The following is a 20511-nucleotide window of genomic DNA, read 5'->3' on the forward strand; positions in this document are numbered from 1 at the left end:
AGGAGTGTCGTCTCGAGGGTCGTAACCGAGAGGCGTCGACGGATCGAAGACAGGTGGTGGATGTGGACGTCGCGACCGAGTGCAAGCACGCCGCCCATCATCGTCTCGGCCATACTGCGGGATAGCACATGCGTCGAGTTCGCCTCGGAGACGGGATCCGGTTCGATCTGACGAACGGCGAGACCGTCGTCTGCGACGGCGAGCGCTCGAGCGACGGGATTCGCGTGCTGAGCCACGCTCACGGCGACCACCTCTATCGGGAGGACCCCGGCGCCGTGATCTGCTCGGACGTTACGGCGGCGCTCGCGCGGGTTCGACGCGAGGACACCCCGCTCGAGCGGACGACACATCCCGCCGTCGACCTTCACGACGCCGGCCACGTCCCCGGCTCGCGCGCGACTCACATCGCGGATCCCGACGGAACGACCTACTGCTACACTGGCGACTGCTCGACGCGAGACCGGTTCTACCTCGAGGGGTTCGATCCTGACGCCGTCGACGCCGACGTGCTCGTGATCGAGGCGACCTACGGCGAGCCCGAGTACGTCCTGCCGCCCCAGGAGACCGTCGAGGCCGAGATCGTCGACTGGCTCGAGGACACCGCCGATCGTCCGGTGCTCCTGTTCGGCTACACCCTCGGACGGGCCCAGGAGCTGCAGCTTTTGGTGAATCGATCCTCGCGGGATCGACTGTTCGTCACGCAGGCGACCGAACGAATCAACGCGGTCGTCGAGGACCACTACGACATCGACTTCGGCGCACGGCGCTACCGCGACGAGACGGAGCTCGGCGCCGGCGACGCGTTGATTCTGCCCTCCCAGACGAGCAAGCTCTCGTTCGTCGACGCGCTGGTCCGCGACGCCGACGCGATCAAGGCCGGGTTCTCCGGGTGGGCGATCGACGACAGCTTCCAGTACCGCGGCGACTACGACGTGACGTTTCCGCTCTCCGATCACTGCGATTTCACCGAACTCGTCGACGTCGTTCGCGGCGTCGATCCCGACGTCGTCTACACCCAGCACGGCTCCGCCGCGGAGCTCGCGACGCATCTCGAGACGGTCGAGGGCTACGAGGCGTACCCGCTGGTCCGTAACCAGCGCTCGCTCGGCGACTTCTGAGTCGGTCGGACAGCGCGGGATGGGGCTACCGTCGGAGCCAGACTCGCGGGTGGGCCTCGCGGAGGTGATCCTGGTACCGTTCGATCAGGGCGGGGTAGGCGTCGTCGACGGCGTGCCACTCGCAGTGGTCACAGGAGCGTTCGACGACGTCGGTCGTGCTGGCGACGTAGGCGCCGTTTCCGTTCGTGTTCATTGTCGATGGTCCGGCGGCGGGCCGTCGGATACCCGCTCTCGACGATACACCGGTATGGCTCTGTTGGATCGGGAGCCGGTTTCAGCGTCGGTGATAGGTTTTCGTGGCGGCGACGGAAAGGCGTATGTCGACGTCGGTTCTACCCGTCTCCGTGTGCAAGTACTGTAACTACTCGTTCACCGACGGCTGGGGCCAGCTGCTCGAGTACGACGACGTCTACCAGAACGCCCTCCCCGAGTCGGTGACGACGCAGTCGACCCACGGCTTTCACGAGTCCTGGGACGAGCTCAGCGACGAACTCGAGTCATAGTGGAAACGGATCCGCCCAGCTCTCGGCTCCGTCGCGTTCGTCCGGATCGACCAGCATCGCCTCGAGCTCCTCGCGAATCCGCTCCTCGTCCATCTCGCGGCCGATGAACACGAGCTGCGTTCGCCGATCGTCGTCGGGCCGCCACTCGCCGATCGGTCCCGCCTGCACCGCGGGGCCGGCCTGACTGAGCCCGATCACCTCCTCGCGGCCGGCGACGTGACAGACCCCCTTCGCGCGGATGATCGAGCCGTCCCACTCCTCGAGCCACGCGCCGAGCTCGTCGGGTCGGAAGGGGTCGTCGGCCCGGAAGACGAACGAGGAGACGCCGTGGAGGTCGGCGGCAGAGTGGCCAGGGCCGTGGTCGTGATCCTCGTGATCGTGATCGTGCATCGCATCCGCTTTCCCGTGCTCGTGTTCCGCTTCTGCGTCCCCGTGGTCGTGGCTCTCGCCGCGCAGCTCCCGTTTCCATCCCTGAGAGCGCTTCGCGTCCTCGAAGTCGAACCGCCCCGTCCCCAGTACGAGGTCGGGGTCGACCTCGGAATACGTCGTTCGCACCCGTTCGGCCCGCGGCTGAAGCCGATCGACGACGGTCTCGATCTCCTCGAGGACGTCGTCGGGAACCATGTCGGTCTTGTTCAACAGGAGGACGTCACAGAACTCGACTCCCTCGACGAGAACCTCGCTCAGCGGCCGCTCTTCGTCGGGCTGGGCACCCTCGGGGAGCGTCGCGCCCGCGTCGAACTCCTTCCAGAAGCCGTAGGTGTCGAGGACGGTCACCATCGTATCGAGGCGGAACCGCTCGGTCGGATCGATCTCGCTCTCCTCGGTTCCCTCGAGAAACACTCGCGCCACCGGAATCGGCTCGCTGATTCCCGACGATTCGACGAGCAGGTAGTCGAACTCGCGGCTCTCGGCGAGCCGACGGGCCTCCTCGAGTAGGTCGCCCTGTAGCCGACAACAGATACAGCCGTTCGAGAGGTCGATCACCCCCTCCTCTTCGTTCTCACGGGCGATCAGGTCCGCATCGATGTTCACCTCTCCCATGTCGTTGACGATCACCGCGATCTCGTGCCCCGCCTCGTTCGTGAGCAGGTGGTTGACGAGCGTCGTCTTGCCGGCACCGAGGTAGCCGCTGACGATCGTCACCGGGATGCGATCGGCTTCCGTTCCTGGCATGTCCTACCGTACAGCACGAAAGCCGGCTACTAAACGCCGTGGGGTTGAGGTCGATCTCGGGCATAACTATAGATCCGCTTCGATTCGGATTGTCGGTCACGTTCGAAGAGGGCCCTGTATTTGGACTGTATGCTCTCGAGCCAGTTGCTGGAGGAGAGTCAGCCTCGATGCCTGAGCCTGTAGTTCAGTCGGCGCGCATCGTTCCAGTAGAACTCCTGCCAGCCCGGAATTTGATGGCCTTACCTCCTTTATTCAATTTCCCTGTCTCTATAGCATGAGTGAGCAAAGTTTTAGTTTAGAGTAGTCAAATGCCACTCGATGGACCCCGACCCCGATTCGGATGCGATAGATGTCGCGCGCCGAGCCGTACTCGCAACGACCGCTGGCGTCGCCGCAGTCGGACTGTCCGGCTGTCTCGGCGACGATGATAGTTCGGAAGAACAAGGGGACAGTAGCGACCAGGACGGCGACCCAGATGTCGCCGATGAGTTCGTCTTCGCTATCGAGGCCCAAGACGACCCGGCAGACATCGAACGGGATTGGGGGCCCTTAGCCGAGTGGATCGAGTCTGAAACTGGTGTCCCGACCAGCATCGATACGGTCCCTGACGACGGCGCAGCTATCGGAGCGCTTGCGACAGGACAGGCCCACGCGTCGTATCTAAGCGGCGGACCCTCGTGGGTCGGGTGGAACGAGCACGGCTTCGAAACGCTCGCGGTCGAAGCCGACGAATACGGGCAGCCGTATTACGTTGCGGCCGCCTACACCCGCTCTGACACCGGAATCGAAACGATGCGCGACGCCGAAGGCGTTGACAGTGCCCACACGGGAGATTTGACGGGTGCAGGCATGCTGGTTCCGACTGCGTATCTCGCCGAAGAGGGGCTGGTAGAATTCGACAAGGACGATGACGTGATGGCGATTCGTGAAGCGGTTGAGGCGTACTTCGGCGATCCAGTCGTCGGTGGTGGATACGTCGGTGCGCTCCAAGCGCTCTCCGAGGGACAAGCCGATATCGCGTTCGGGCGGGCCACCACGCCGGAAGAGTACTGTGGCGGCGACGATGCGGAGGAGTGGTGCCTGGAGCCGGACGAATACGAGATCGTCGAGGAATTCACGCGAGTGCCGAGCCATCCGGTGCTGGCCAGCTTGGAGGCAACCGACGCGGAGAAAGAACTACTCGAGGAGGCGCTCCTCGCGCTCAACGACGACCCGGACGGTCAGGAGGTGCTCGAAGACGTCTTCGACGTCCAGGAACTCCAAGAAGCGACGTCGGAAGAGCATCTCGGCCCGTACGGCGAGCTGATCTCGAACCTGCCCGGCATCGAAGATCACCTGATCGAGTAGAACAGCGACATCGGAATCGATCCTCAAAATCACAATGAAAGTGCTATGACCCGATCATCACCACCGATCCGCTGCCGGAGACTTTCTGTGGGGTACGACGAGAAGCCGGTCCTCGAAGATCTCTCGTTCACGGTCGAGAGGGGATCTACGGTAGCGCTCGTTGGCCGGAGCGGCTGTGGCAAGACGACGCTGCTCAAGACGCTCGCCGGGATTCTCGACCCGCTCGACGGCGAAGCTACCGTCCTCGACACCAGTCTGCCGGACTCGACGCCGCCCGGTGAGTTGGGGTACATTCCACAAACCCTGGGACTCGTGATGCACGAACCGGTCCTCACGAACGTCCTCCACGGCAGGCTCTCGGACCTCGGGAAGGTGCGAAGCCTGCTCGGACGTTTCCCGGCGGACGCCAAAACCGACGCGCGTGACGCGATCGAACGAGTCGGGCTCGACGGGTACGAACAGAGCCGGGTAAAAGAGCTGTCGGGCGGGCAACGACGACGCGTGGCCATCGCTCGTGCCTTCGTCCAGGAACCTCGCGTATTGCTGGCCGACGAGATGCTCTCCGAACTCGATGGAGAGACCGCCCGGTCAGTTGTGGACTGTCTCGTCTCACTCCAGCGAAAAACGGGAATGTCCGTCGTCGTCGTCGAACACGACCTCGACGTGGCGACGGACATCTCGGATACGGTTCTCAGGGTGGGGTCCGGAGGGATCGAAGATCGAATAGAATCTGTGAGTACACGCGAGCCGGCACCGCGACAGAGCAATGAGTAATGTAGATCGGACGGTCTCCGCCGCATCGTTTCTAACGTCTCTCAAAGCGTTCAGTAGACCCCTGCTCTTCACCCTCGTCTCCGTCTTGGCGGTCTGGAGCATCTGGGTACTGGAACTCCATCAGACCGACTTCTCGGGCGGCGCTGATGGTCTGGCTTTCCTGTATGGGGCTGCGATCCCTCCGGAAATGAGTGTGCTGGAGGTTGGGCTCCGAGGGCTTCTTGAGACGCTGTATATCGCGTACGTAGGGACACTGTTTGGGGTCCTTTTGAGCCTGCCAGTGAGTCTGATGGCGAGCCGGAACCTCTTCCCGTGGTATCTCACACTCCCTGCACGGTGGTTTCTGGCGGTGCTTCGCGTCCTCCCGAGCATTCTGTGGGCGGTGATCTTCGTCATCCTCATCGGGACGGGACCAGCGGCAGGCGTGTTCGCGATCACGCTCTATACGATCGGATTTATAGGCAAGCTCGAGTACGAAGCGTTCGAAGGGCTCGACAACGAGCCCATAGAAGCGGTCTCCTCCTCAGGTGCAACTCGGTTTCAGGTACTCCGCTTTGTAGTGCTCCCTCAAGCAGCTAACTCTCTGATCAGTCAAACGATGTTTATGTTCGAGTATAACGTGCGCCATGCCGCCGCAATCGGGATCGTTGGCGCGGGCGGCATCGGGTACTACATCATGGGGTACCTCGACTTCCTGCAATACGATAGGGTGGTCGTGCTGCTTGCAATCGTGTTTCTGGCTGTGTTAGTTATCGACGAACTCAGCTACCGGCTGCGGTCGTTCTTTCTCGGCGACACGAGTACCAGCCTCAGCAAATAAAGCCTCCTGTGGCCCGTATATCGACTTAACAGGGTTCGAACGGGTTCTGATCGACAGTGTTCACCTTCAGCTGTACTGAACGCACTCTCTGGAGTCCAAACGGCACGTAGCCTGTTCCACGACACGCTCTACTTCTGTAACTACGCGTACCTCTCGACGCATGTCGGCGAGAACGACCTGACGATACGCTGTTCTCCGAGGGAACGACGAGGCTAATACGAACGGCCACCGTTCGCTCGAGGCCGTTCCGGAGATCGACGAACACACCCGTCACGTCGACGAACTCCTTCGTGATCTCGATCCCGTGCAGGCCCAGTCGCTCGGCCTGGTGCTCGACTCGCTGTCCCGCAGCGCCGACTACGGTGGCAACATCGCCGAGACGGCCCTGCAGAAGGCCGCACCCCGCCCCTGATCGTCCACCAGCAAGCGAGCGTCGTCGATCGTTGCCAGCGTCGAAACCCCCTTCCCGGACGGATTCCTACGGCGAGAACAGATGACTACGGCGACCGTCAGCGCGGGTGCGCGCCTCCACTTCGGCTTTCAGAACCTCTCGCTCGCCCGACGACGCCTCTACGGTGGTATCGGGGTCGGCCTCGAGCGACCACGGGTCACCGTCACCGCCGAGCCCGCCTCGACGGTCGAGGCGTCGGACTCGCTCCTCGAGCAGTACGCCCGTCGAGCCGTCGACGTCCTCGATGTCCGGGGCACCGACGTCGCTCTCGAGGAGCGACTCCCCCGCCACGTCGGCCTCGGGAGCGGCACCCAGCTCGCGCTCACCGTGCTCGCGGCGACGGCTCGAGCGCACGGGCTCGAGCCGCGGATCCGGGAGCTGGCACCTGCGATGGGCAGGGGCGGCCGCAGCGGGATCGGCGTCGCGACCTTCGAGGACGGCGGGTTCGTCGTCGACGCGGGCCACCCGACCAGTCGGTTTACGACCGAACCGCCCGCGGAGGGCGACTGGACGGTCCCCCCGGTCGTCGCCCGTCATGACCTGCCCGAGAAGTGGCGCTTTCTGATCGTTGTCCCCGACGCCGACCCGGGACGCAGCGGTGAGAACGAGGACGCGAGCATGCGCGCGGTCGTCGAACGAGCCGATCCCGCCGTCGCAGACGAGCTCGCGGGCGTGGTCACCCGCAAGCTGTTGCCCGCCGCGGCCGAGGGTCGCCTCGAGGCCTTTGGCGAGGCGGTCGCCGAGATCGGCCGCAAGAACGGCGCCTGGTACGCCGACGCCCAGGGCGGGGTCTTCCGCCCGCCTGCGGGCGAGCTCGTTGCGACCCTCGAGGACTGTCCCGTCCTCACGGGCGTCGGCCAGTCCTCGTGGGGGCCGGTCGTCTACGGGCTGACCGATGCCGACCACGCAACGGAGGCCAGGGACGCGGCCCAGGACGCGCTCGAGGACCGCGGACTCGGCGGCGAGGTCGTGCTCTCGGCTGCCGCAACCGGGGGAGCGACGGTCGCCCTCGAGACGGAGCGGTGAGTCGACTTCCGACTGAACGACCGGTAGGTCGGAGTGCGGTTCCTTCGGAACTCCCGTGTCACTCGTTTCACTGATAGGTTTCGACTCCCGGACCGCATCAGCGACAGTTACAACGGTCAGCACTTGGGGCGGCACGCTCGGCTCCGATAGCGAACGGCATGCGCCAGAGTTCGATGGACGATCGGAGTAAGCGTCCCCACGAAGCTGCGACGCGTTCTGCCGGGCGTCTGCGAAGGGCGGGAACGGTGTCCGAACGCGGACGTTCGGTGAGGACCGTGCCACAGCGTGGACACGTATACTGGACGTAGTCTCCGCACGTGTGGAGCACCCATTCTTCCTCGATCGGACTCGCGTGGTTGCACTCCCAGCAGAACAGCATCGATTTCCGACGAGTCGGGTCGGTACCGCTGTCGTCGTTCGGAGCGGGGGGTACCATCGCTTGGGAAGAGCGGGAGAAGACGCATAGCTCTGTCTTCCCCCTTCCTTGGGTTATTATAGAAATTAAACGTCGTACTACTGTTGGACGAGTGTTCAGTAGCGGTCCGAACGCGGGATACTGCACGATTCGGGTGCAGAACCGAGACCGAGCGACCCGTACTCCGGATCGCTGTGAGCCCTGCGGTGGCGTACGCTGACCGAGCGAGGGAGTTTTGTCGCTGTACGTGCGTATGTGCGGACATGCAGTTTTGCGACGACTGCGGCTCGATGATGAAAGCCGACGGCGACCGCATGGTCTGCTCGAACTGCGGCGCCTCGAGCGAGCGCGACCGCGAGGCCGAAAGCGAGTTCGTCACGACCGAGTCCCAGACCGACGACGAGATAATCGAGTCCAGCGAGGACGCGAACTTCGAGGGCAAGCCCAAGGCGACCGACGTCGTCTGCGACGAGTGTGGCACCCAAGAGGCGTGGTACACCCTCAAGCAGACCGCCTCCGCCGACGAGCCGCCGACCCGATTTTTCAAGTGTACGGAGTGTGGCCACCGCTGGCGCGGGTACAACTGAGCGCTTACTTCCAGATCAGGCCCTCGACGGTCGCCGTCAACACCGTCTCTCCCGCGTCGTTCTCGCAGTCGACGGCCGCAACGAGATCGTACCGATCCTCGACCTCCTCGACCTCCTCGTAGCTCCACGTACAGACGATCCGGTCTCCGGTATACACCGGCCGGCGGAACTCGAAGCTCATCTCGGAGGCCAGCACCTCGAGGTCGCCGCCGATCTTCGTCGGTAGCGTCGCCGTGAGCAGCCCGTGGACCAGCAGCCGTCCCTCTTCGTCGGGCTCCGTGTGACGAGGCTGGGTATCCCGCGAGAGCTCCGCAAACTGCCGAACCTCCTCGGTCGTGAACGTGCGCTCGAACGCGTAGGTCTCGCCCTCGGTCGGTCGGTTCATACGGATCGATTCTCGTCCCCGGGCGAAAAACCTCGAGTTTCCGGCACGTCGCTCGAACCCGCCCTCGGGGGCGACACTCGTCTACTTCCTCGCCGTCCGACTCGAATAACGATCCTAATACAGACCCTATTCGATTGGAGATACTACACCAGTAGTACGGCTCACTCAAATACTAGGTATTTGTAAACTATTACCGCTATAATGTTTAGAGTGGTGTGGATATACCATGTGCCACGAAACGTTCGACTGCGCCCCGCGCGGATTCCACGACGGACTGTTACTCGAGTCGGATCGGACGAGCGACCGGGAGGCGGAGGTCGACCCCGACCGCGCGGACGAGCCGAACCTCGGGGTGCGTGTCTGAGATGTCCGGCGGCGAGCCGTCCGACCCGGCCGTGGCCGGCGTCCGCGGGGGTCCCGAGCGGGCCCTCTCGGTGCTGACGTTCGGCTACTTCGTCGGGCTCGTCGGCGTCGTCGTCTACGGCCCCGTCGCCTCGGAGTTCCAGGACGTGCTCGGGCTGTCCGGACTCCTGCTCGGGCTGCTCGTCGCCGCGCCGCAGCTGACGGGGTCGCTGCTGCGGATCCCCCTTCAGCGCGTGGGCCGACAGCGTCGGCGCGAAGAAACCCTTCAGCGTCCTCCTCGGACTCTCGGTCGTTGGGATGGGCGGGCTGCTCGCGATCCTGGTGTCGGCCTACCCGACGGGTTGACGCTCGCTCACTACCCGCTGATCTTCCTGTTCGGCTCGCTGAGCGGCTGCGGTATCGCCGCCTTCTCGGTGGGGATCACGGACACCGCCTACTGATACAGCTCGGAACGACGCGGAACGATGCTCGCGCTGTTCGCCGGCCTCGGCACCACCTCGCCGGGGCTGTTCACCATCGCCTCCCCGGTCGCCCTGCTGGCGCTCGGGCTGACGGGGACGTACGCCGCCTGGTTCGTCTTCCTCCTCGTAGTGACGATTGTCTTCCTCGTTTTCGCCGTCGACTCACCGTACTTCCAGTACCGCAAGCGCGGGCTCGAGGAGGCGGAAGCAAAGAGTCGCGCTCGGGACGCCGGCCAGGAGCTGTTTCCGAACGGTGACGCGATTGCGTCGGTTCGGCAGGCGGCGACCATCCCTCGTTCGTGGCTGCTGACCGTGATGTTCTTCGCCTCCTTCGGCGGCTACCTCGCGCTGACGACCTGGTTTCCCTCCTACTGGAGCAACTTCCACGGGCTGGACCTCCGCACGGCCGGCGCCGTCACCGCGCTCACCTTCACCCTCCTGTCGGCGCTGTCAGCGATCGAATCGGCGGGCTCGGCGGCTACGGTGGGTTCGCCGTTCCCCCGATGCTGGGGCTGTTCGTTGACGTCCAGGGCGTGAGCGGGTACGCGACCGGGTTCGTCGTCTACTTCGTACTCGGGCTCGGCGCGCTCGCCATCGCCGTCTCGCTGTACCGCTCGGAGCCGACGACCGTCCCGACGGAGACGCCCGCCCCAGCGGGCGACTGAGCCCTCGAGCCCGATTCCAACTATCGAGTCACTCCCGAACGAGGGGCGCAACGTTCACAACCGTCCGCCCGAACTCTCCTGTGAATGGCAGACGGGCCGCGACTTCCCGGCGTCGAGGACGACGAGGACGACGAAGACCCCATAATCCTCCACGTCGACGCGGACTGCTTCTACGCCGCCTGCGAGCGACTGCGCGAGCCCGAACTCGAGGACGACCCGGTCGTCGTCGGCATGGGGTACGAGCCCGGCGAGACGAACGGGGCCGTCGCCACCGCCAGCTACGAGGCCCGCGAGTTCGGCGTCGAGAGCGCGCAGGCGATCTCGACGGCCCTCGAGCGACTTCCCCGTCGCGCCGCTCTCGACCCTGACGCCGCGGATCACGACCCCGAACTCGTCGAATCAGAGACCGGCTACTACCGCACCGTCGACCTGGACTACTACGAGTCCGTCGCAAGCGAGGTCCAGGACATTCTGCACGACTGCGCCGACGTCGTCCGTGAGGTGAGCATCGACGAAGCCTACCTCGAGGTCACCGACCGAACCGCCTGGGAGGTCGCCGACGGCTTCGCCCGCCACGTCAAAGACCGCATCCGCCGGGAGGTCGGCATCGTCGTCAGCGTCGGCGCCGCGCCGACGATGAGCGCGGCCAAGATCGCCAGCGACTTCGACAAACCCGACGGGCTGACGGTCGTTCGTCCCGGCGAACTCCGCGAGTTTCTGGCCCCGCTCGAGATCGATCTGCTCCACGGCGTCGGCCCCGTCACCGCCCGCGAACTGCGGGAGATGGGTCTCGAGACCGCCGGCGACGTCGCCGCAGCCGACCCCGAACCGCTGGTCGAGCGCTTCGGCGAGCGCGGCCGGGAGCTGTACGACCGCGCCCGCGGGGACGACGACCGTCGCGTCGAGCCGAAAGGGGACCCCAAGAGCTTCTCGCGTGAGTCGGCGTTCGCCGAGCCCGTCAGCGACCCGGAGCCGAAGTACGAACAGATCGAGACGCTGGCGGCCGCGGTCGCCGACCGTGCCCGGCGAGAGGGCGCCCTGTACCGGACCGTCGGCGTCAAGGCCGTCGAGCCCCCTTTCGAGGTAAACACCCGCGAGCGATCGCTGCCCGGCCCGATCGACGAGCCGAAACTGGTCGAGCGAATCGCTCGAGAGCTGTTCGCTGAGTTCGAACGGGAACCGGTCAGGAAGGTCGGCGTCAGGGTCGCGAACCTCGAGTTCGCCGCGGCCGACCAGACGAGCCTCGACGGCTGGGCGGGGACCCCCGATACCGAAGCCGAACCAGTTGACGGAACTGGTGCCGATCGGGACGGCGACCCGAGCCCCGAGGAGGGCCAGTCCTCGCTCGAGGACTTCTGACTATCCGACGAGCGTTGCGACGCCCTTCGTCTGGCGGTAGTCCCGCCCGAGGATCGCCTCGAGGCGCGCGACGAGCGCCTCCCGTTCCGTATCCACCCACTCACTCGGGTCCCTGATCGGGACGACCAGAAAGCCCCGGCCGCGGATCTCCGTGGCGTGTAACGCGGGCATCTCGAGGTCGATCCGACCCCGCTGGGTGGTGTACCCCTCGAGGACGCGGTCGGTCGCCCGCTCGCCGACGGGCATCAGGATGTGGGCGTTGATCGCGCGCAACTCGGCGTCGAAGTACCGCTCGAGGTTGTCGTACTCCCGTTCGGTCGGGACGTCGCCCGTCGGAAGCGTACACATGTGGACGTAGCTGGCGAACAGGTTCTCGAAGACGGGCTCGTCCCGCGGGCCGCTCTCGAAGCCGACCTCGCGGAGGGCCTCCCGCAGCGGTTCGACCTCGGGGGCGCCGAAAGGAATTCCGGTGTCGGCGCCGCCGTGGACGCCGGGGTGGTCGCCGATCAGGTGGAAGTCCGCGTTGGCGTCGCCGTAGCCGAAGACGGCGGCTCGATCGCCGGGCGGGCTCCGGTCGAAGGGCGGTCGCATGCCGAACGGGTTGCTCGTCCTGTCGGTGACGTTTTGCACGGCCCGTACTGAGGGGGTCGGCTCCCATAACGACCGCGGTTGGACGCGAGCGACTCGAGGCGTTCGGGGGAGAACTTATCAACGATCGGGAACCAGTTACCCGAGATGTACCAGTACGGTCACTACGGCGCCGCCCTGCTCGCGTACGCGCCGATCGGCGCCGCCGTCGCGATCGCCGGTTTCGAGGCCGTCGCGATCGTCGGCGGACTCGTCTGCGTCTCGCTGTCGACGCTGCCCGACGTCGATCACCGGCTGCCGTTCGTTGCACACCGCGGGCCGACCCACACGCTGCTCTTTGCGACACTGATCGGCGCTGCCCTCGCCGCGGCCGCCGCCGTGCTCGTTGAGGCCGCGTCGCCGCTCGTCGACGTCGCGTTCGTCGGCTTTGCCTTCCTCGTCGGAGCGCTCTCGATCGGCTCGCACCTGCTCGCCGACGCGCTGACGCCAATGGGGATCAGGCCGTTCTGGCCCGTCTCGAGGCGACGGTACACGCTGAACGTGACGCCCGCGAAGAGCCCAGTGGCGAACTACGTGCTGTTTCTCGCCGGCGTCGCGGCGACAGCCGCGGCTGCGGGAGTCGTGGTCACGGCCGGATAGCAGCAAACGGTCGTACTAGTCTTTCTGGACGGTGATCTGGCCAAATCCCGTTCCGTACAGGCCAAGTGGGTAAGGGAGTGACCGTTGGTTTCTCCGATAACTGTCAAAAGTCGCCTGCTGAATATAGAGGATGAGTTTAGTACCGTTTCATTGCCATTCACTGATCTCATCCGAATAAAACACGTACATGAGAACCCACAGAAATATCGAGATTGCGAATCCTCCCACAGCACTGGTCATGCGTTCAATTGATGAAAGACCGCGAACACCACTGGATGCAAGACGAACTGCATCGTGCCTCGAACCAGATTCTCGAAGAAGCCCGTAACCATGCGCGTACGCATATCGCGTTCGAGAGTCTGACCGATATTCGCAATCGAATGGCTGGAGCGAAGCGATTCCACGCATGGGCGTTCCGACGCTCTCCCAGTATGTCGAATACAAAGCCGAGATGTTCGGTATCGAGGTCGAGCAGGTGAGTCCCGCGTACACGTCTCAGCGGTGTTCGTCGTGTGGTTTTACCCACGAGAACAATCGACGGTCGAAGCACCAGTTCGTGTGCCAGAAGTGCGAGTACGAACTGAACGCGGACTACAACGCGAGCAAGAACATCGCTCGCAAACTTCTCAAGAACCTCCACTCGGGGCAGAAGTCTTCGGGTGGAGGCGCACCCTGTCAGTGTGCGCTACCGTCAGGGACGCTGAACCTGAACGGCGAGTTCCACGCCTCCGTCGATTCGACGGCAGAAGGGGGTGTCCACTGACAAGCCCACGACTGAAGTCGTGGGTAGCTGACTGACTGCTTGCCGCTACATGTAGCCCAGATCGCGTAGACGCTCCATCAGGTCCTCCTTGTCCTGGGCACGGCCCGCGCGTTCGGTCGTCCCCTCGAGATCCTGGAGCCAGGCGGGGTCGTCCTCGGTCTTCTCGGTGCTGATCTCGCTGCCCAGCGATCGGAACCCTTCCCAGTACTTCGGCGAGACGGGCGTGTCGGCGGGCTCAAGACCCTCCGGAAGGTCGTCTTTCCCCTCGGGGACGTAGCCCTCGTCGGGGAACTCCGCGACGGTGTCGGGGACGACGAAGTTCCAGAACGCCTCCCAGACGGCGGCCTCCTCGAACTGCAGGATGGGCTGGACCCGGTCGTGGGGCGGGTAGATGTCGGGGTCGTGACGCGGCGAGAAGAACGTCTCGTCGGCGCGGGCCTCCTGTTCGTCCCAGCGGACGCCCGAGAGGATGCCGTCGATGTCGTGCTCCTCTAGGGCGTTGTTCAGCGCGACCGTCTTCAGCAGGTGGTTGCCGACGTAGGTGTCGAGCAGGAACGGGAACGTCTCCTCCTCGTACTCGAGCAGGTCCCGGACGTGGTGGCGGTTCTGCTCGGAGAGCTCCTCGATCTCGATCTCGTCGCCGGGCTCGAGACCGTGCTCGTCGACGTAGTCGCCGACGTCCTCGTTTCGCGCGTAGATGACTTCCAGGTCCCACTTCTCGGCCCAGTCGTCGACGAAGTCGTGGATCTCGTCGAAGTGCTGGTAGTGGTCGATGAAGATGGCGGGGGGTACCTCGAGGTCGTACCGTTCGGCGACCTCCTTGACGAAGTACAATACGAGCGTCGAGTCTTTCCCGCCGGTCCACATGACCGCGGGGTTCTCGTACTGCTCTAAGCCCTGGCGGGTGACCTCGACGGCCTTCTCGATCTTGTCGTTGATGTGCGGGTAGTCCTCGGGATCCTCTCCCTCGCCGTCCTCGTATTTTACGTCGACGTAGTCGGGGAAGCTCTCGGTCATCGTACTGTAATTAGATATAATTAGGAGGGTTAAACCGTTTATGGGACCGGAAACCTCTGACGGAACTCCGGACATCCGACGACACCCGACGGGTCGGCTGTCGACGAGTGAACAAATCGTTTATTTATCCGGGCTCGAGAACACTCAGCATGATCGATGCGGTCGCCGCCGCGTTTGTCCTCGCCGGGATCGCCCTCCTGCTCTCCGGCACCGCCCTCTCGGTGTACGGCGTCGTCGCCCTCGGATTCGCCGCGGGCGCCGGCGGCGGGTATCTGGTCGGCCCCGCCGTCGGAGCCGCGCTTGGACTCGAGGGTGTCGCGGCCGCGGGTACCGCCGCCGCGCTCGGCGCGGTCGTCGGCGGTCTCGGTAGCTACCTCGTCCTGTCGGCGGCCGTCTCGCTTCTGGGGTTCGTCGTCGGGTCGTCCCTCACGCTCGCCGCGATCGCCGCGGTCGCTCCCGAGAGCGGCTGGCCCCTCGAGTGGGGGCTCGCAGTCGCCGTCGGCCTCGTCGCTGCGGTGCTCGGACTGGTACTGACGCAGTGGGTGACCGCCGCGATCACCGCAGTCGTCGGCGCCGCGCTCGCCTCGCGGTCGCTCACCCCCGACGCCGTGCTCGCCGCGGGAGAGGCGCTAACGCTCGAGCCGCTGCTGTTCGACGTCACCTCGCCGCTGTTCCTGGCGCTGGTCGCGCTCGGTCTCCTCTCGCAGTTCGGCCTGTTCTCGCTGGGGACCCTCCCGCGGCTCGTCCGGGCGGTTCCGGGATTCCTGTGGCCGTCGCGTCGTCGTCGCGACGACCCCGGCGCGGCAAGGTGACCCGCCCTGGAAAAAGGTAGGACGGGAGCGGACGCCACCGGAACCGAAATTCCGTACGCCGAGTCTCGTCCGAGAGTCGTGTCGATGACGGCGAGGATAATGGACGACTACCGGCAGAAACCGCCTGACGGCGTCCGCCAGGATCGACGGCGTGATCACGTCCGATCGTACCGCGGACCGGCCTTGCTCGGTTCCGAAACCGTCGCCCGCTCGAGGAAAGGTGTGGCTTACTTTGTCGGTCCCTCTCACACAGTGAGGTGATGACGTTCGCCGAAGATCGACTCGCGAGACACCTCGTCGACGGCGAATCGGTTCGGGCGCTCGCTACCGGTTCGTTCCCCGGAGAGCCCGGATCCGAGCCGGTAGCCGTCGGCCTCACCGACCGGCGCGTGCTCTGTGTCTCGGCGGGAGGCGGGCTCACCGACATCAGGTACGAGTTTGTTAGCTCGGTCCGGAGCCGACCCCGACACCGGTGGCAGTACCGCTACCGGATTGACGACGCGCTCCTGGTCGGGGCCGTCGGAGCGCTTCTCACGGCGATCGGCGTCCTCGTCGCAATCGGTGTCGCCGCCGGCGTCGGACCGATCGGCGGGGCGCTCACGACCGCGCTCGCAGCGGGCGCCGCGACGACGCTCGCGGCGACTCGTCGTGTCCGAACGATGACCGGGCTCGAGCAGACGGTTCGGCGGCTCCTGATCGGCGCCGGCGGCTTCCTCCTCCTGTCGATAGCCGCGCTCGCGGCCCTCGCCTCTTCGATCTCCCCCTCGCTACTCGCAGCCGCGACGGTCGCCGGGTTGGGGAACCTCGCCTTCACGCCCCGGTTCGTCGCCGCGTTCGACGGCGTCGGACTCTCGCGAACCCGCGCGACCGAGCTGACGATCGCCACGGTCGACGGCGAGACCGTACGCCTCCTGTTCGAGGGCGACTCGGAGTTCGGTCGGATGCTCGGTGCCTCGCTCGCTCGAGACGAGTCAGCCTCATCGAACGACTTTGAGGACAACGGACCGACGCTCCTCGCTCGAGATCCCCTCGAGGGAGAGGGGCGATAACGCACAACTGCTAACCGCCCCCGTGGTGAACGTCCCGATATGCGAGTTATCGATGCGGACGTGGTCGTGACGGGCCGTGACGAGCCGCCGCTGTCAGACGGACGGCTCGTCGTCGACGACGAGGGGCAGCTCGACGCCGTCGGGACACAGGAGGACGTCGCCGCGCCGTCGGCGGCCGCCCACGACAGCTACCCCACCGTTACCCCGGGCCTGATCGACGCCCACGTTCACCTGCAGGGAACCCGGGAGATGAACCCGCTCGTCTGGGCCACCGAATCCTCGGAGCTGGGGACTGCACGGGCGACCGCGGACCTCCGCTCGCTGCTCGAGGCGGGCTTTACCGCCGTCCGGGACGTCGGCTCCTCGACGGGGCTGGGGCTTCGCGAGGCCGTCGCCGAGGGCGCGATTCCGGGACCGCGGGTGTTCACGAGCGGGCAGAGCATCAGTCAGACGGGGGGCCACGGCGACTCACACTTCCTCCCCTACGAGTGGGCCGCCGAGGGTGACAGTTCGCTGTCGACGCTGGCCGACGGCGCCGACGACTGTCGCAAGGAGGCCCGCAAGCGGATCCGCGACGGCGTCGACGTCATCAAGATCATGACGACCGGCGGGGTGTTGAGCGAGAAGGACGCTCCCGACCAGAGCCAGTTCACCGACGCCGAGATTCGGGCGTTCGTCGAGGAGGCCCACCGCGTCGGGATCCCGGTCGCCTCCCACGCCCAGGGCGCGCCGGGAATCAAGGCCGCGCTCCGCAACGGCGTCGACACCATCGAACACGGCTTCTGGGTCGATGAGGAGTGTCTCGAGCTGTTCGCCGAGACGGGAGCGATCTTCGTCCCCACGCTGGCGATCATGGATCGCTTGCTCGACCACGGCGCCGACCACGGCGTCCCCGACTACGGCCTCGAGAAGGCCCGGGAGGCCAGCGAAGCGCACTTCGACTCCGTCCGGCGCGCCTACGAGGCCGGCGTCCCGATCGCGACGGGGACGGACTTCCTCGGCCCCGAACTGGTCCCTCACGGCGAGAACGCCCTCGAGCTCGAGCTGTTCGTCGAGGAGATCGGCATGAGCGAGCACGAGGCGCTCCAGGCTGCGACCCGGGTCGCCGCCGAAACCGTTCCTGCGGACGATATCGGCACGCTCGAGGTCGGCAACCGCGGCGACGTCCTCGCGCTCGTCGGCGACCCCTGCGAGGATATCGGCGCCGTCAGGAGTCCGGAGACGGTGTACGTCGACGGCGAACCGGTCGGGCTGTAAGACTTCGAGTCACCGATACCATTATTCCTCGGCGACCGAAGGTCCGTCCATGGGAACGATCGACGCGAGCGACCTCCTGCCCGCCGAACGACTTCGAACGAGCGCTCTCGAGGGCGAGATCAGCCAGCTCCACCGCGGGGACAAACACGCCGCGGAGGGCGATACCTTCGAGATCGAGGGGACGACCTTCGAACTCGTCGAGGTAACGGAACGGCGGCTCGGCGATCTGACCGACGAGGATGCCCGCGCGGAGGGGTCGTCTGACCTCGAAGCCTACAAGCAACGGATCGAACGCACCCATGGCACCGAGTGGAACGACGAGAACACCGCGTTCTTGCACCGGTTCGAACCGATTTCTTGAGCTTGACCGTCAGGGCCCCGAAAACTGGTCCAAACAGTTCGGACAGCACCGCTCGTCGGTGCCGTTCGGTTCTCCGCAGGTCGGACACTCGATTCTCGAGCCGTCGGCACGGTCGAACTCGAGTCCGTTTGCCAGCACGGCGAGGACGTCGTCGTTCGGCGACGGCTCGAGGGTTCCCTGCTGTCGTAGCTCGAGGACGAGCGCGTCGTTTTGCAGTCGCTCTAACCCTCGCACCAGCCCGAGAAAGAGGATCGTCGGTGCGACCATGACGAACGCCGCGAGCGCGAGTCGGCCGACGATCCTGTAGCTGCTCGGATCGTCCATACGTGGAGTACGGGGACGGAACGGAAATCGCTACCGTCGGTCGGGTCTCGAGAAGCTCGCGCTGCCGGGAGGCTCAGCCGCTGCTGAACGTGTCGTGTATTTTCGCGTCGGGTAAGCCGTCGACAAACAGTCGGTTCCGGAACGCACATCGACTCCGGATCGCTCTCGACCGATCTTCGTGCTGAGTCGGATGCTTCCCATCACGAAGCGACTACCGACGGTCGAGCCACTGACGCCCCGTTCGAAGGTCACTCGGAACCTCACCACCGAGCGAACACCGCACGCGGTCCGCCGTGCACGGATTCCCTATTGTGACTTCGATCTCCGGAGAGCCCCCCTCGAACACTGCCGAACTCGCGGTTGTCAGCTGTCCGAAGCCGTTCGGTTCGTCCGTTTCGGGTTCGGGGTGCCGACAGATCGAGTCGTCACCTGGCCCGTTCGCGTGGTCCTGAGCGAACCGCCACAGCTCGTCCCTACCGATCCTATCGGCGTCTTCGAGTAGCGATGACAGCCGGTTCAGACGTGCCGTCGAACTCTCAGTTGCAGACGACTCCGAGAGGACGAAGTGGTTTGTTCGCGTTGCGACAGACCCGGCCTCGACGGCGGTTTCCTCCGCGATCGGGTCGATCTCGAGTATCACACCGTCGTTCTCGTCGGCGAGAAACAGCGTTTGCCCCATCAACAGATATGTCGGAATCGACTCAAGTAGCGTTCGGGCCTCTGTGACGGTCGCACACTCCTCCAGTATTCTTCGAACGATGGTCCCGTTCCGGATCTGCAGTTCCCGGTCAACGCCGTCTTGCTCTCGGTCGATGTTCGTATTCGCGATGACCAGTCCCCGATCGTTGACGCCCTTGAAAATCGAGACCGTTCCGCAGGAGTCGACCGATAGAAACCCGTGATAGTCGTCTATCGGTGGCTGTTCGATAATCGACTTCGGTCGCAGATTCTGTCCGGCGATATCCCGGTTCTTGAGCACGAGCGGGCCCGTTGCCGGAGCGTCGTGTCTGGATGCATCGGAGGTCGCTATCGACGGCTCAACGAGTACGTTCGCACACCCGCCTCCACCACTTTTGGATCCGTCGTTACTGAGCGCTCCACAGAGTTCCGGGTACGCAAAGACGTACACCTCGTAGATATCGCGATCGACGTCGAAGGTCTCAGCCATCGCGTCGTAGGCTCGCCGATGACGATCTGGCAAACTCTTACGGCTCTGCTCGGCCTTCTCGAGGAGCGGATCGGCGTCGATTCCCTGTATCGTGATCTCGGACTCGAGTTCGTCGACTGCCCACTCGACCGCTGTCCGTTCGGTCTTCGCACGTCGGCGAGCCTGCTGAGCAAACGTATCTACTTGGACGATCGTCTCGGACTCCGATTGATCCATGGCCGGAACAGTTTCTCGGTCGGTTTATGTTAACAGCTTGCAAATCTGACTGATTACTAGTTGCGGGGAAGAAGACCCAGTTAGGAGAGCGGAGGTATCGAGGCATACTGACCACAGCACTCAGCCCCTGCCGGATCGGTCCGGTTCGGTAGCTGTGGCGCAAGCAGTGCTCGAGAAGAGCACGATCCGTACAGAGTAGGTGGACGAAAACCCTGTACGACCGACCGGTGGTCGATACGAGGAGCGAATTTCGCTTCGTCTGCGGACGAATTCCTGCGGAGCCTCAGTCGCTGATGAACTTGTTGTCCCGCCAGTTGACGCCGCCCTGGCTCGAGCTGTGGTCTCGTGGCCCCTCGACGACCTCGATATCGGCCGGCCGGGGCTCGCCCTCGACGATCCTGGTTGCCTCGAGCTCGCCGTCGAACTCGGCGATCGCAGTCAGGGTGCCCTTCTCGGCGGCCTCGGCGATCTCACAGAGGACGAGGAACATCTCGTACTGCAACAGGGAGTTCTGGAGGACGGTCTCGCGGTCGCCCTTGAAGGCGGCGAACTCGACGAGTTCGGACTCGATCTCGTCTTCCTCGTCCTCGTCCCAGCGAAACGAGTTGTGTCGCTCGTCGGGGTCTTCCTCGTAGACCCGGTTCTCGGTGACGCTGGCCTTGAGCTGGGCGGTCGGCGTGTACTTGCTTACCGTCTCGTCCTCGGCGACGGCTTTCAGGATGAGCGTGTTGTTTCGCCGCGTGATCTCGACGTCCGAGACCCCGTCGGGGTACGTCGCCTCGTCGATGTGGTCGTGGAGATCTTCGAGGGGCAGTTCGAGGGTCGAATGCAATCGATAAACGTGTCTGGATTCCTCTGTGGACATAG

25 protein-coding genes and 2 pseudogenes are annotated in these 20511 nt (G+C 64.8%); 19 read left to right on the top strand and 8 right to left on the bottom strand.

The features are described from left to right. Positions 1–128: 128 nt before the first annotated feature. On the top strand, positions 129–1118 hold the full coding sequence (locus tag QA600_RS14490; RefSeq protein ID WP_278292660.1) for an mRNA 3'-end processing factor: 990 nt from the start codon (positions 129–131) through the stop codon (positions 1116–1118). A 25-nt stretch (positions 1119–1143) separates the two neighbouring features. Here QA600_RS14490 and QA600_RS14495 read toward each other — a convergent pair whose 3' ends face one another. Next, positions 1144–1311 carry a hypothetical protein gene (locus QA600_RS14495; protein ID WP_278292661.1) on the bottom strand — a complete coding sequence of 56 codons (168 nt, stop codon included), beginning with the start codon at positions 1309–1311 and terminating at the stop codon, positions 1144–1146. 151 nt (positions 1312–1462) lie between these two features. Between QA600_RS14495 and QA600_RS14500 the strand changes: the two genes are divergently transcribed. Continuing rightward, on the top strand, positions 1463–1621 hold the full coding sequence (locus tag QA600_RS14500; RefSeq protein WP_169331752.1) for a hypothetical protein: 159 nt from the start codon (positions 1463–1465) through the stop codon (positions 1619–1621). Here the strand turns inward: QA600_RS14500 and QA600_RS14505 are convergent. Then, positions 1616–2797 (bottom strand): GTP-binding protein, encoded by a 1182-nt coding sequence (locus QA600_RS14505; protein ID WP_278292662.1) that lies wholly within the window; start codon positions 2795–2797, stop codon positions 1616–1618. The two genes, QA600_RS14500 and QA600_RS14505, sit on opposite strands and share 6 nt — an antisense overlap. Before the next feature lie 318 nt (positions 2798–3115). Between QA600_RS14505 and QA600_RS14510 the strand changes: the two genes are divergently transcribed. The 6 genes and pseudogenes from QA600_RS14510 (at position 3116) to QA600_RS14535 (ending at position 8217) form a co-directional block, all read left to right on the top strand. After that, positions 3116–4144 carry a PhnD/SsuA/transferrin family substrate-binding protein gene (locus tag QA600_RS14510; protein ID WP_278292663.1) on the top strand — a complete coding sequence of 343 codons (1029 nt, stop codon included), beginning with the start codon at positions 3116–3118 and terminating at the stop codon, positions 4142–4144. Positions 4145–4231: 87 nt separating this feature from the next. Further along, positions 4232–4918, top strand: coding sequence for an ATP-binding cassette domain-containing protein (locus QA600_RS14515; RefSeq protein WP_278292664.1), 687 nt, complete (start codon positions 4232–4234; stop codon positions 4916–4918). Then, positions 4911–5738 (top strand): phosphonate ABC transporter, permease protein PhnE, encoded by an 828-nt coding sequence (gene phnE, locus QA600_RS14520; protein WP_278292665.1) that lies wholly within the window; start codon positions 4911–4913, stop codon positions 5736–5738. Before QA600_RS14515 ends, phnE begins: the two co-directional genes overlap by 8 nt. A 202-nt stretch (positions 5739–5940) precedes the next feature. Further along, positions 5941–6150: pseudogene (locus QA600_RS14525) on the top strand (histidine kinase); the annotation flags it as partial. 81 nt (positions 6151–6231) lie between these two features. Next, positions 6232–7215 (top strand): beta-ribofuranosylaminobenzene 5'-phosphate synthase family protein, encoded by a 984-nt coding sequence (locus tag QA600_RS14530; protein WP_278292666.1) that lies wholly within the window; start codon positions 6232–6234, stop codon positions 7213–7215. Between the two features lie 678 nt (positions 7216–7893). Further along, the gene (locus QA600_RS14535) at positions 7894–8217 is read left to right on the top strand and encodes a transcription factor S (protein WP_005559661.1); all 324 of its coding nucleotides are present in this window, start codon (positions 7894–7896) and stop codon (positions 8215–8217) included. Positions 8218–8221: 4 nt separating this feature from the next. On the opposite strand, the gene QA600_RS14540 is transcribed toward QA600_RS14535, so the two are convergent. Next, on the bottom strand, positions 8222–8602 hold the full coding sequence (locus QA600_RS14540) for a MaoC/PaaZ C-terminal domain-containing protein (protein WP_278292668.1): 381 nt from the start codon (positions 8600–8602) through the stop codon (positions 8222–8224). 226 nt (positions 8603–8828) lie between these two features. On the opposite strand from QA600_RS14540, the gene QA600_RS14545 reads away from it, so the two are divergent. The 5 genes from QA600_RS14545 (at position 8829) to QA600_RS14565 (ending at position 11450) form a co-directional block, all read left to right on the top strand. Further along, the gene (locus QA600_RS14545; RefSeq protein ID WP_278292670.1) at positions 8829–8966 is read left to right on the top strand and encodes a hypothetical protein; all 138 of its coding nucleotides are present in this window, start codon (positions 8829–8831) and stop codon (positions 8964–8966) included. A 1-nt stretch (position 8967) separates the two neighbouring features. Beyond that, complete coding sequence (locus QA600_RS14550) at positions 8968–9405, top strand: hypothetical protein (RefSeq protein WP_278292671.1); 438 nt, start codon at positions 8968–8970, stop codon at positions 9403–9405. A gap of 24 nt (positions 9406–9429) precedes the next feature. After that, on the top strand, positions 9430–9963 hold the full coding sequence (locus tag QA600_RS14555) for a hypothetical protein (RefSeq protein WP_278292672.1): 534 nt from the start codon (positions 9430–9432) through the stop codon (positions 9961–9963). After that, entirely contained in the window at positions 9960–10091 is a 132-nt protein-coding gene (locus QA600_RS14560; RefSeq protein WP_278292673.1) for a hypothetical protein, read from the top strand. The genes QA600_RS14555 and QA600_RS14560 overlap by 4 nt, the downstream gene beginning before the upstream one ends. Before the next feature lie 84 nt (positions 10092–10175). After that, positions 10176–11450, top strand: coding sequence for a DNA polymerase IV (locus QA600_RS14565; RefSeq protein ID WP_278292674.1), 1275 nt, complete (start codon positions 10176–10178; stop codon positions 11448–11450). Here the strand turns inward: QA600_RS14565 and QA600_RS14570 are convergent, their stop codons facing one another. After that, the gene (locus QA600_RS14570; protein WP_278292675.1) at positions 11451–12080 is read right to left on the bottom strand and encodes a uracil-DNA glycosylase family protein; all 630 of its coding nucleotides are present in this window, start codon (positions 12078–12080) and stop codon (positions 11451–11453) included. A gap of 105 nt (positions 12081–12185) precedes the next feature. Here QA600_RS14570 and QA600_RS14575 point away from each other — a divergent pair, with 105 nt between their 5' ends. Then, positions 12186–12677: a metal-dependent hydrolase gene (locus QA600_RS14575; RefSeq protein WP_278292676.1), complete on the top strand. Its 492-nt coding sequence runs from the start codon at positions 12186–12188 to the stop codon at positions 12675–12677. 230 nt (positions 12678–12907) lie between these two features. Next, a pseudogene (locus QA600_RS22815) lies at positions 12908–13471 on the top strand (transposase); the annotation flags it as partial. Between the two features lie 14 nt (positions 13472–13485). Here QA600_RS22815 and QA600_RS14585 read toward each other — a convergent pair. Beyond that, positions 13486–14457 (bottom strand): phosphoadenosine phosphosulfate reductase family protein, encoded by a 972-nt coding sequence (locus tag QA600_RS14585; protein WP_278292678.1) that lies wholly within the window; start codon positions 14455–14457, stop codon positions 13486–13488. 149 nt (positions 14458–14606) lie between these two features. Between QA600_RS14585 and QA600_RS14590 the strand changes: the two genes are divergently transcribed. The 4 genes from QA600_RS14590 to QA600_RS14605 all read left to right on the top strand — a co-directional run bounded on the left by QA600_RS14590 (position 14607) and on the right by QA600_RS14605 (position 17936). Continuing rightward, positions 14607–15269 (top strand): phosphate ABC transporter permease, encoded by a 663-nt coding sequence (locus QA600_RS14590; RefSeq protein WP_278292679.1) that lies wholly within the window; start codon positions 14607–14609, stop codon positions 15267–15269. Between the two features lie 260 nt (positions 15270–15529). Beyond that, a complete protein-coding gene (locus tag QA600_RS14595) occupies positions 15530–16318 on the top strand; it encodes a hypothetical protein (protein ID WP_278292680.1) in 789 nt (262 codons plus the stop codon). 39 nt (positions 16319–16357) lie between these two features. Further along, positions 16358–17575, top strand: a complete 1218-nt coding sequence (locus QA600_RS14600; RefSeq protein ID WP_278292681.1) for an amidohydrolase family protein — start codon at positions 16358–16360, stop codon at positions 17573–17575. A gap of 49 nt (positions 17576–17624) precedes the next feature. Next, on the top strand, positions 17625–17936 hold the full coding sequence (locus tag QA600_RS14605) for an ASCH domain-containing protein (RefSeq protein ID WP_278292682.1): 312 nt from the start codon (positions 17625–17627) through the stop codon (positions 17934–17936). 9 nt (positions 17937–17945) lie between these two features. On the opposite strand, the gene QA600_RS14610 is transcribed toward QA600_RS14605, so the two are convergent. The 3 genes from QA600_RS14610 to QA600_RS14620 all read right to left on the bottom strand — a co-directional run bounded on the left by QA600_RS14610 (position 17946) and on the right by QA600_RS14620 (position 20509). Then, positions 17946–18260, bottom strand: coding sequence for a zinc ribbon domain-containing protein (locus tag QA600_RS14610; protein WP_278292683.1), 315 nt, complete (start codon positions 18258–18260; stop codon positions 17946–17948). Positions 18261–18471: 211 nt separating this feature from the next. Continuing rightward, entirely contained in the window at positions 18472–19644 is a 1173-nt protein-coding gene (locus QA600_RS14615; RefSeq protein WP_278292684.1) for a C45 family autoproteolytic acyltransferase/hydolase, read from the bottom strand. 283 nt (positions 19645–19927) lie between these two features. Then, entirely contained in the window at positions 19928–20509 is a 582-nt protein-coding gene (locus tag QA600_RS14620; RefSeq protein ID WP_278292685.1) for a hypothetical protein, read from the bottom strand. Positions 20510–20511 lie beyond the last annotated feature (2 nt).

The organism is Natronococcus sp. A-GB1 (assembly GCF_029688845.1).
Taxonomy (GTDB): Archaea; Halobacteriota; Halobacteria; order Halobacteriales; family Natrialbaceae; genus Natronococcus.

Bases quoted from the DNA above. Each gene is read 5' to 3' on its own strand.
- QA600_RS14530 (WP_278292666.1), top strand. From the start codon at position 6,232: ATGACTACGGCGACCGTCAGCGCGGGTGCGCGCCTCCACTTCGGCTTT.
- QA600_RS14510 (WP_278292663.1), top strand. From the start codon at position 3,116: ATGGACCCCGACCCCGATTCGGATGCGATAGATGTCGCGCGCCGAGCC.
- QA600_RS14490 (WP_278292660.1), top strand. From the start codon at position 129: ATGCGTCGAGTTCGCCTCGGAGACGGGATCCGGTTCGATCTGACGAAC.
- QA600_RS14605 (WP_278292682.1), top strand. From the start codon at position 17,625: ATGGGAACGATCGACGCGAGCGACCTCCTGCCCGCCGAACGACTTCGA.
- phnE (WP_278292665.1), top strand. From the start codon at position 4,911: ATGAGTAATGTAGATCGGACGGTCTCCGCCGCATCGTTTCTAACGTCT.
- QA600_RS14595 (WP_278292680.1), top strand. From the start codon at position 15,530: ATGACGTTCGCCGAAGATCGACTCGCGAGACACCTCGTCGACGGCGAA.
- QA600_RS14505 (WP_278292662.1), bottom strand. From the start codon at position 2,797: ATGCCAGGAACGGAAGCCGATCGCATCCCGGTGACGATCGTCAGCGGC.
- QA600_RS14590 (WP_278292679.1), top strand. From the start codon at position 14,607: ATGATCGATGCGGTCGCCGCCGCGTTTGTCCTCGCCGGGATCGCCCTC.
- QA600_RS14550 (WP_278292671.1), top strand. From the start codon at position 8,968: ATGTCCGGCGGCGAGCCGTCCGACCCGGCCGTGGCCGGCGTCCGCGGG.
- QA600_RS14535 (WP_005559661.1), top strand. From the start codon at position 7,894: ATGCAGTTTTGCGACGACTGCGGCTCGATGATGAAAGCCGACGGCGAC.
- QA600_RS14600 (WP_278292681.1), top strand. From the start codon at position 16,358: ATGCGAGTTATCGATGCGGACGTGGTCGTGACGGGCCGTGACGAGCCG.
- QA600_RS14615 (WP_278292684.1), bottom strand. From the start codon at position 19,644: ATGGATCAATCGGAGTCCGAGACGATCGTCCAAGTAGATACGTTTGCT.
- QA600_RS14545 (WP_278292670.1), top strand. From the start codon at position 8,829: ATGTGCCACGAAACGTTCGACTGCGCCCCGCGCGGATTCCACGACGGA.
- QA600_RS14565 (WP_278292674.1), top strand. From the start codon at position 10,176: ATGGCAGACGGGCCGCGACTTCCCGGCGTCGAGGACGACGAGGACGAC.
- QA600_RS14610 (WP_278292683.1), bottom strand. From the start codon at position 18,260: ATGGACGATCCGAGCAGCTACAGGATCGTCGGCCGACTCGCGCTCGCG.
- QA600_RS14555 (WP_278292672.1), top strand. From the start codon at position 9,430: ATGCTCGCGCTGTTCGCCGGCCTCGGCACCACCTCGCCGGGGCTGTTC.
- QA600_RS14575 (WP_278292676.1), top strand. From the start codon at position 12,186: ATGTACCAGTACGGTCACTACGGCGCCGCCCTGCTCGCGTACGCGCCG.
- QA600_RS14495 (WP_278292661.1), bottom strand. From the start codon at position 1,311: ATGAACACGAACGGAAACGGCGCCTACGTCGCCAGCACGACCGACGTC.
- QA600_RS14585 (WP_278292678.1), bottom strand. From the start codon at position 14,457: ATGACCGAGAGCTTCCCCGACTACGTCGACGTAAAATACGAGGACGGC.
- QA600_RS14540 (WP_278292668.1), bottom strand. From the start codon at position 8,602: ATGAACCGACCGACCGAGGGCGAGACCTACGCGTTCGAGCGCACGTTC.
- QA600_RS14620 (WP_278292685.1), bottom strand. From the start codon at position 20,509: ATGTCCACAGAGGAATCCAGACACGTTTATCGATTGCATTCGACCCTC.